Consider the following 9,148-nt stretch of genomic DNA (forward strand, 5'->3'; position numbering starts at 1 on the left):
CCCAGAGCCGGCTGCCGCCGACTCTGACCTCCCCGATGAGGAGGTAAAGGCACGTTGTGAACGAAGAACTTCTAACGACCCGAAGAGGCAAACCTCTGTTCATAGCGTCTTCGACGAACTCTCCTGTTGCGTGCGAGATTTGACGAATGCCAACAAGTCGTTCGCCAAGTCGGCTGCGGTTTGGTAGCGAAAATCCACCGACGGATGGAGCGACTTCAGCAGGATACGCTCAAGCGTTTTGCTGAACGTCGATTTGATCTTCGTGGGTCGTTGAACGGGCCCATGCGCGATCTCGGAAATGGTTTGCTGACGATCTTCAGCGGCGATGTGGTGAGGGTGCTGTTTCAACAGCAACATGTACAGGATGATTCCCACCGAATAGATGTCTGTGCGTTGATCCAGCGACGCGATTTCACCTCGAGCCTGTTCCGGAGACATGAACAGTGGTGTGCCGACAACACATCCGTCGACTGTACCTGAGAGATCTTCGCTGGGCGCCAGGAACATCGATTTGCCAAGTCCAAAATCGACAAGTTTAGGTTGTCCCGATTCGGTCACCATGATGTTGGACATTTTTACATCGCGGTGGATGATGCCATGTTCATGAGCATGTTGAAGTCCCAAGCAGACATGGGCGATCAGCCGAATCACGGCTAACGGTGCGAGTTGATGTTGGCGAACGTACTGGTACAACGTCCCGCCGTTGACCAAATCCATGGCATAATAACCGAGTTTCGAATCGATATGACTATCGTAGATTTTCGCCAGATAAGGGTGATCAAACTCTTGCATCACCTTGATCTCGTTGGCAAACCGGTTGAACACTTTTTCGGTTGCCAGATCGACTCGCAATACTTTGAGTGCCACCGGACGCTGGGTGGCCACTTGCACCGCTTCCCAAACGGTGGCAAACGCACCTTGGCCTAGAACCTGCTTGACTTCGTAACCTTCCACTCGCGGTCGCGACCATCCCTCCGGTGGAATCGCTTCGATGATGCGTCGTGCTGCGGTGAGACGCCGTTTTAGAAGGTCCAAATCCGCAGGCTTGGTCATGTATTCATCCGCACCTGCATCCAACCCCGTGACCACGTCTTGTTTAGTATCGCGGCAGGACAAAAGCATCACGTAGGTGTACGGCCGCGACGAGTCCGCTTTCACTCGGCGACATACCTCAATGCCGTCGACTTTGGGCATCTGCCAATCCAGCACCGCGATCCGAGGTGAATCATTGCTCGCTAGATGTTGCAGCGCCTCTTCGCCGTTCTCGGTAGTCACAGGAATAAAGCCCCATGACCGGACATTGGTCTGGATCACCTTCAACCACAACGGATTGTCTTCTGCGATCAAGAGTTTCATGCTGCGCATTGTACCGCATGCCATCCAATGCAAGCAGTAGCAATTCGGTGAATTCAACGTGGAAGTTTGACACGTCGTCAGCAGCAGTGCGGCAGCCGTGGACTAAGAATGTGACACGGCGAGATCAAATCGATAACGCAGCCGTCGCAGTGGGCAAATGGATTCCGCCAGCCTCGCGTCGCTTAGGTCAACCACGAAATCAAAACCTCGCAGACCTATTCGGTATGCTCTTCCGCCAAGTAGACATCCAGCGCATTGGACAACCCTGCGGTCATCCGGCAGATTGCTTGGAACTGCGTTTCGATCTGAGAAAGTTCGTTCTGTTCGCCCATCTTTTCTAGTTTCAAGACTTCGTCGACACACCCATTGGCTCCGAACAAAGCGACGGACCCCTTCAACACATGGGCAGCCGATTTGATCATTTGACCGTCGCGTGCGTTGACGGCATCCGCAATCGCCGACAACTGGCGACGCGATTCGATCTGAAACATCTCGATCAACTTGCGTACAAACACACGATCGCCTCCCGTGTTCTGCAACATTGCATCACGATCAAAATCAACGGTATCGATGCCTGGTTTGTCCGGCAACACGCTTTCACTCTCTTTCGTTTTATTCAGGATCGATTCGATCGCCACACGCAATTCCGTCATCGAAACCGGGGTCTGCAACCGGTGACGAATCCAATCCGATGCCGATTCGGATGCATCGGCACTGCCCTCGGGAACTGCCACTAGGATAACCGGTACCTTGCCGATCGTTGGATCTTTCTCGAATTGTTGAATCCAATCGCTTCCTTTTTCGGCTAAAACCCCCGCACTCAGCAGAATCAAGTCGTACATGGCCTGGTTCTGTTTGACGCGCCGCAGTTCTTGGTCCAGCGAATTCGCGCTGCTGCACGGGAATGTCGATAAGGACCACTGCGATAATCGATCACACCACGATTGCGAGCTGGCTAGATCGCCCCCCACTACCAATACGTTTCGGCCCCGGAAATTTGAAATAAATCGTCTCCTCTAAGGATCGCTTTGCTTTGTTTGTTCGGCGTAAATTCGCAACTGTTCGATCAACGTCGCCAATTCGCGTGCGGCTTGTGGCAGAAGCGTATCGCAGTGCTCGTTCATGTCCGCGAGCGGTCCACGCAAGTCGTCGCAGACCTTGGACACCTCGATCGTCCAGGAGCGAAGTTGGCGACGTTTGTCTTCGCAATAACGAAGCCGACGTTCGGCTTTCTGCACGCGTGCCACCGCTTCGCTGGCTGCCGGACGATCTTCGGGGCGAAGCGACGCTCGTTTGCGAGCCAGATCGTCTTTGGCTTCATTGATCTCGCGTTCCGCCAATTGCAACTGATGCCGCCAATACTGTGGTTGAGTTTGCGTAAAATACTGTTCTGTTCGCTGGACCATCGCCCTTAATTCTTGGACCGTTTTGGACCAATCATCCGACAACCGCACCATGCCAACCTGCATCGCGGCGAGCGAATCGATGTTGCGAACATTACTGGTGGCCATGGTTGTCACCGGTCAGCAGAGAAGAGGCGGGGGATCACTTTAGCAACATGGTTAGCGTCCGAGGTATGCATCAATTTGTTCCGCTTTTCGCATCAAGTAAGGCACATGTTCTTCGGTCGATTGGATCAATCTCGAAATCTGACGCATTTGCGTGGTAAACTCTTCACCAAATTTGCGTTGCTGTTCATCACGCCACGTTTGTTCGAGCTGATTCATCTGAGATGCGAGCATGGTCGAACGCTGCTTCATCTCTTCTGCGAAACGATGCAAATGCGCCGCAAACTGACGCAACTGTTCGGGATCGACAACGGCTTGATTCATAACGATAGACCTTCGGGTGCAGAGAACGTTAAGCGTGTTTCTTCTTTCCTGCGGCAGAGAGTTTGGCAATATCCTGCTGGACGATCGCCAAGTGTCGTTGATAGTGCTCAAGCGTCAGATCAAGTCCGAGTCGTTCAGCGGTCTCGCACAGAAGTTTCAGAGCGGCGCGGCGGATCGGCAGCGGTCCCACGACGGCGCGGCGAAGCCCAGCGGCGCGCAGCGCTGCCATCGCTTGCACGTCCTGGCCGAGACTGAGTAAACACTTGCCCTTTAACAAATACGCTTGCGGCGAAAACTCGTCAAACTGCACGAGTTCGTCAATCTCTTTGATCGCTTTGTCATGCTGGTCAGAATCAATGTAGGCTTCCGCTAACACCAATCGCAATTGCCGCAGCGATGGATCGCGAGCCAAACGAGCATCGCAGACTTCGATACGGCGATACGCCCAATCCTCGCGACTTCGCTTCATCTCGCGTTCGACTTCGGTTGTTTTCAACCGCGCTGCCAAATCGCTCACTTCGCGAAACTGTTGCAGCGACCTCGCCAACTTTGCCTCTTCGAGCTCCCACAATAACGACATGTCATCGGGAAAAATTCGCACCGCTTCGGTGAGCACGCGTTTGGCCTCGTGCGGCCGATCTTCTTTGCGATAGATCGCAGCCAACTCGCGGAACGCATCCTGATCGGTTGGGCACGACCGCAAATGGACCTCGAGTTCCTGGCGACGCTGGCGGATCAACTTTGGATTGTCCTGCGGCTCGCTCGGGTCCGCGTCCGCTGGTACGTTTTTGCGTAGAAGTTCCTCGGGACGCACCGGTCGCCACTGTCCGCCATCCATCGGATTCGGGGATTCCGAAGCACCGGGAGATTCCGACGCACTGGGCGTTTCCGACGCACTGGGCGTTTCCGAAGCGGCGGCACGAGCATCGCGTGGCAAGGCAGCCGCAGCAGTACCAGAGGCGGGGTCTTCTGCGGACGTATTCGCCGAATGTTCTTGATCGGATGGCTCCGTGGGTTGTGACATGCCGATCCGCACCCTTCCGATGATTTGATGAAGCGAGAGAAGTTGCGTTCATTGTGATCGATTAGCAGCCCAAGAGCAACTTGCCCAATGTCGCCCGTCGCGACCGCAATCAAGACGCTCGCTCTCCCCCCCCTCACCGCGAATCCCCACCGCGAGATCCTGCGCGAATTCCTCAGCGTTTTACGCCTGAGCGGCCAGCATGTTCTGCATGCTTTCGTTGACCAACCGCTCGACCCCAGGCGAATAGTCGAACACTTCGACGCTGACCCACCCGTCATACCCCACCTTGTCCAGCGAAGCAAAAAGGGGACGGAAATCAATTTCTCCCATCCCCGGTCCCAGCAAATTAGGGTCATTGGCGTGAAAATGGATCATCCAATCCGCGTTGTTTTCGATCACCTTGGTGATCGAGTCGGGTTCGGTACTCATCGCTTTGACGTCCAAATGCAACCCTACCTGCGGGCTGCCGATCATCGCTTGCAATTCCCTTGCCTCGGCAGCGGTGTTCAAAAAGTTCCCTTCGTGAGGCCCCAGCGGTTCCAATGCGATCTTGACGTCCAGTTCGTTTAACAAATCGACGCATCCGGAAATAACCTCCGCTGCATTCTCCATCGCCTGCTGCATCGTTTGTCCCTCGGTCAAATTCCGCTGCTGCGGCGACCCCAGCACCATCAGACGTCCCCCCAAGTCGCTACACAACTGGACCAGGTCTCTCATGTAGCCGGCGGTTCTTTCGCGGGTTTCCGCATCCAGTGTCGTCAGATGGAATCCTTCGGTTTTGGCTAACAGCCAATGCAACCCCACGATCTCGAGCCCCGCCGAGGTGACCGTGTCGCGATAGGCCGCGCGTTGATCTTTGCCAAACGATCCAATGTCGTTGGCCAGCATAAAGGGGGCGACTTCCCACCCCGTGTATCCCGCGTCCTTGGCAAACTTCACCGCTCGCTCTAGCGGCCAATCTTGAAACGTCTCATTACAGATTGCGTAGCGTCGTGTCATTTCAATCCTTTCTATTCCCCACCTTTGTGAACCAGCTCGAAGTATCTTGTCTTCTCAAAAGCGAAAGCGATACCCCCAACTCTCGCCGCTCGGACTCGCTCGCCCCCCGTCCACTTTGCCCCAGTGTCCCAGCAGCAGCGATCTTTTTCCAAATTCCGACCAGATTTCTAAATCAATTTCTCTTATGCTAGCAAAATTCACTAAACCTTAAACAGCAAACCACTTAGGGATTTTAGGCGGCTAGAAATGGCGATCGGTGGCGAACGAAGGGATGTTTGTAAACCGTTGTCCAGCCATGACTTAACGATCAATCAAAATTCGGTTTGACACGCCTCCCGCAATCCCTAAGATTCGCGAGTCGCCCACATGTAGTGTGGTTTTGCCGCGATCGGCACTACGGGTAGTGATGGCATTAGCGTTTAGAATGACGCTGCGTTACGTGTAGGGATAACGGGTTGAACCGGTTAATCCCCCCCGATGAACGAAAACAAGCTCCACACTTGTGCAGGCGACAAAAGTTCACTTCCCCTATCAATTTGGCGAGTATCCGACGTTTCGCGAGGATCGCGATTAAATCTTGGCGATCGGTACAAGCCCCACGGACGAACCCCTCTAGGAGTCTCAAAGCGATGGCATCGGTTCTATCTGAACGCACCCACGAAAGCTCAAGCTCGACCGCCAATGACCCTGCACTGCGGCGCGTCAACGAGCAGCACGGCGTGGAGTATGCGCGATCAAAGTTTGGCAAAAAGCTCCGCTCACGAGGGGGTGCCGATGTTTCCGACGGGTTGAAGATCGATTCCGTGTTCTGTCCCGACGACGGAGAGACTCCGTTTGCAACGACTCGCTGGGAATTGCGAAGCGCGACGATCAAAGACGAAAGCGGCAGCGCGTTGTTCGAACAGAACGACTGTGAAATCCCCGCATCCTGGACTCAACTCGCCACCAACGTCGTCGTTTCCAAATACTTCTACGGCGATCCGAAGAATCCAGGGGAACGCGAACGCAGTGTTCGCCAATTGATCCACCGCGTGACCCGTACCATCACCGACTGGGGACTCGAAGACGGCTACTTTGATTCGCCCGAAGATGGCGAACGTTTTTATCGCGATTTGACCTGGCTTTGCTTGCATCAACATGGTGCTTTCAACAGCCCCGTCTGGTTCAACGTCGGATTGCACGCCCAATACAACGTGGTGGGATCCAAGTGCAACTGGCACTGGAACGAAGCCGAGCAAGACACCGCTCAACCCGAAAACCCCTACGAATACCCTCAAGGCTCGGCCTGTTTCATCCAATCCGTGGATGACAACATGGAAGACATCATGCGATTGGCGTGCAGCGAGGCGATGTTGTTCAAATTCGGCAGCGGCACCGGCACCGACTTGTCGACCATCCGCTCGCAACGCGAAAAACTCTCGGGCGGCGGAACGCCATCGGGCCCGTTGTCGTTCATGCGAGTGTACGATTCGATCGCTGGCGTGGTCAAAAGCGGCGGCAAGACCCGTCGCGCAGCGAAGATGCAATCGTTAAAGGTGTGGCACCCCGATGTGCTCGAGTTCGTCGAGTGCAAATGGAACGAGGAAAAGAAAGCGCACGCACTGATTCGCGAAGGCTACGAATCGAACTTTAACGGCGAGGCGTACGGCAGCGTGTGCTTCCAAAACGCCAACCTTTCGGTTCGCGTGACCGACGATTTCATGGAAAGCGTTCGTGACAACAAGCGTTGGCAAACCCGTTGGGTCAGCGACAAGATCACCGAAGCGGCGCCGGAGTACGATGCCCGCGAACTGCTGAACAAGATGGCCGAGTGTGCTTGGCACTGTGGCGATCCCGGTGTGCAGTACGATACAACGATTAACAAGTGGCACACTTGTCCGAACAGTGGCGCGATCAACGCCAGCAACCCGTGCTCGGAATACATGTTCCTTGACGACACTGCTTGCAATTTGGCGTCGATCAATTTGATGAAGTTCGTCAGCAAGACCGATGGCACGTTCAATGTTGAACGTTTCCGAGCCGCCTCGCGGTTGTTCTTCATCGCCCAAGAAATCCTGGTTGACCACGCCAGCTACCCGACCGAGCCGATCGCTCGCAATAGCCACAAATATCGTCCACTCGGACTCGGTTATTCGAACCTCGGCAGCGTGATCATGACGTCGGGCTTGGCTTACGATTCGGACGCCGCACGCGGTTTGTGTGGATCGTTGACTGCACTGCTGCACGGCGAAGCGAATCGCACCAGTGCCGAAATCGCGGGTGTCGTGGGCCCCTTCGAAGGTTATGCGGCAAACGAAGAACCGATGCTCGGCGTGATGCAAATGCACCGCGAAGCGTGCGACCAGATTCACGACGATGGCCCTGCGGAACTGAAAGAAGCCGCCCGCGAACTTTGGGACGAAGTGCTGAAGATCGGTGAGAAGTACGGTTTCCGCAACGCGCAAGCCACCGTGCTTGCTCCCACCGGTACGATCAGCTTCATGATGGATTGTGACACCACCGGAATCGAACCCGATATCGCCTTGGTCAAATACAAGCAGTTGGCCGGTGGCGGGATGCTGAAGATCGTCAACCAGACCGTTCGCTACGGGCTGGAAAAACTCGGATACGATGAAGCGCAAATCGAAGGCATTTTGGCGTTCATCGATGAAAACGATACGATCGAAGGGGCTCCGGATCTGGATCCGGAACACTTGAAAGTCTTTGATTGTGCGTTCAAGCCAAACGGCGGCGTTCGCAGCATCGCCTGGCAGGCTCACGTCACGATGATGGCGGCGGCACAGCCGTTCCTGTCCGGTGCGATCAGCAAGACCGTCAACATGCCAACCGACGTGACCGCCAAAGACATCGCCGACGCCTACTTCTGGGGCTGGGAACTGGGACTCAAAGCCATCGCGATCTATCGTGACGGCAGCAAGCAGTCGCAACCGCTGAACACCAAGAAGAGCGATGAAAAGGGAGCCGCTGAATCGGCAACCACCATCACGAAGACGATTGAAAAAGTGGTCTTCAAACCGCGTCGCGAGCGTTTGCAAGACACTCGCCAAAGCTTGACTCATAAGTTCAGCATTGCGGGTCACGAAGGCTACTTGTGCGTCGGTTTGTATCCTGATGGACGACCTGGCGAAATCTTCATCACGATGGCCAAAGAAGGTTCGACGATCGGCGGCATCATGGACAGCTTCGGCACCGCGCTTTCGATTGCACTGCAGTACGGCGTGCCATTGGAAGTCCTTGTGAACAAGTTCAGCCACACCCGGTTCGAGCCGATGGGGATGACCAGCAACAAGGACATCCGCATCGCCAAGAGTGTTGTTGATTACATCGCCCGATGGTTGGGACTGACCTTCATGAGCGGCCATGGTGACTATTCGCCATCGGCGATCACAAGCGAAGAAGGCGACAAAACCAGCAACGGTAACGGTCCCGTCGTCGCATCCCCGAACCGAGTGACACAAGAGTTGAAAGAGGACGCCGGAGCCGCGGTGGCGATCGTCGAACGAGCGACATTCCTGGCCAGTCTGCAGGATTCCGGGGTTAGTAGCGGGACCAGTAACGGTAACGGACACTCGCATGCCGAACCGACCGCCGCATCACAGGAGCAGCAGTTTGCTCGTTTCCAAATCGACGCTCCGTCATGTGACAACTGTGGCTCGATCACCGTTCGCAATGGCAACTGCTACCTCTGTCACAACTGTGGCAACAGCATGGGCTGCAGCTAAGTCGGTCGCAGCAAGCGGCCCCCGGTAATCTGAGCCGTGGGCCGCAAAGCACCAGGGTAGCACGAGCACCCTGAGTAGAATCTCAACCAAGCTGGCCACGGGCGAATTCCCGTGGCCAGCTTTTTTTTCGTACTTCTTCTCGCCACGCCTGGTTCCAAGGCTCCCGCCCAATGCGTGATCCTCGAGTAGTGGGATTCGCCAGAATTCCCGTTTTC

General features: G+C 55.1%; 7 protein-coding genes. 1 reads left to right on the forward strand and 6 read right to left on the reverse strand.

Annotated features, from left to right (window positions below):
• Positions 1-99 precede the first annotated feature (99 nt).
• The 6 genes from RMSM_RS05225 to RMSM_RS05250 form a co-directional block, all read right to left on the reverse strand.
• Positions 100-1,356 (reverse strand): protein kinase domain-containing protein, encoded by a 1,257-nt coding sequence (locus tag RMSM_RS05225; protein WP_063870190.1) that lies wholly within the window; start codon positions 1,354-1,356, stop codon positions 100-102.
• A gap of 215 nt (positions 1,357-1,571) precedes the next feature.
• Positions 1,572-2,198 carry an Hpt domain-containing protein gene (locus tag RMSM_RS05230; RefSeq protein ID WP_144057386.1) on the reverse strand — a complete coding sequence of 209 codons (627 nt, stop codon included), beginning with the start codon at positions 2,196-2,198 and terminating at the stop codon, positions 1,572-1,574.
• Between the two features lie 174 nt (positions 2,199-2,372).
• Entirely contained in the window at positions 2,373-2,867 is a 495-nt protein-coding gene (locus RMSM_RS05235) for a hypothetical protein (RefSeq protein WP_008692614.1), read from the reverse strand.
• Positions 2,868-2,918: 51 nt separating this feature from the next.
• Entirely contained in the window at positions 2,919-3,188 is a 270-nt protein-coding gene (locus tag RMSM_RS05240) for a WXG100 family type VII secretion target (protein ID WP_008692616.1), read from the reverse strand.
• A gap of 28 nt (positions 3,189-3,216) precedes the next feature.
• Positions 3,217-4,212, reverse strand: a complete 996-nt coding sequence (locus tag RMSM_RS05245) for a tetratricopeptide repeat protein (RefSeq protein WP_236622010.1) — start codon at positions 4,210-4,212, stop codon at positions 3,217-3,219.
• A 180-nt stretch (positions 4,213-4,392) separates the two neighbouring features.
• Positions 4,393-5,211, reverse strand: a complete 819-nt coding sequence (locus RMSM_RS05250) for a sugar phosphate isomerase/epimerase family protein (protein ID WP_008692620.1) — start codon at positions 5,209-5,211, stop codon at positions 4,393-4,395.
• Between the two features lie 629 nt (positions 5,212-5,840).
• Between RMSM_RS05250 and RMSM_RS05255 the strand changes: the two genes are divergently transcribed.
• The gene (locus RMSM_RS05255) at positions 5,841-8,933 is read left to right on the forward strand and encodes a vitamin B12-dependent ribonucleotide reductase (protein WP_008692622.1); all 3,093 of its coding nucleotides are present in this window, start codon (positions 5,841-5,843) and stop codon (positions 8,931-8,933) included.
• Positions 8,934-9,148 lie beyond the last annotated feature (215 nt).

Source organism: Rhodopirellula maiorica SM1, from assembly GCF_000346295.1.
GTDB classification, from domain to species: Bacteria; Planctomycetota; Planctomycetia; order Pirellulales; family Pirellulaceae; genus Novipirellula; species Novipirellula maiorica.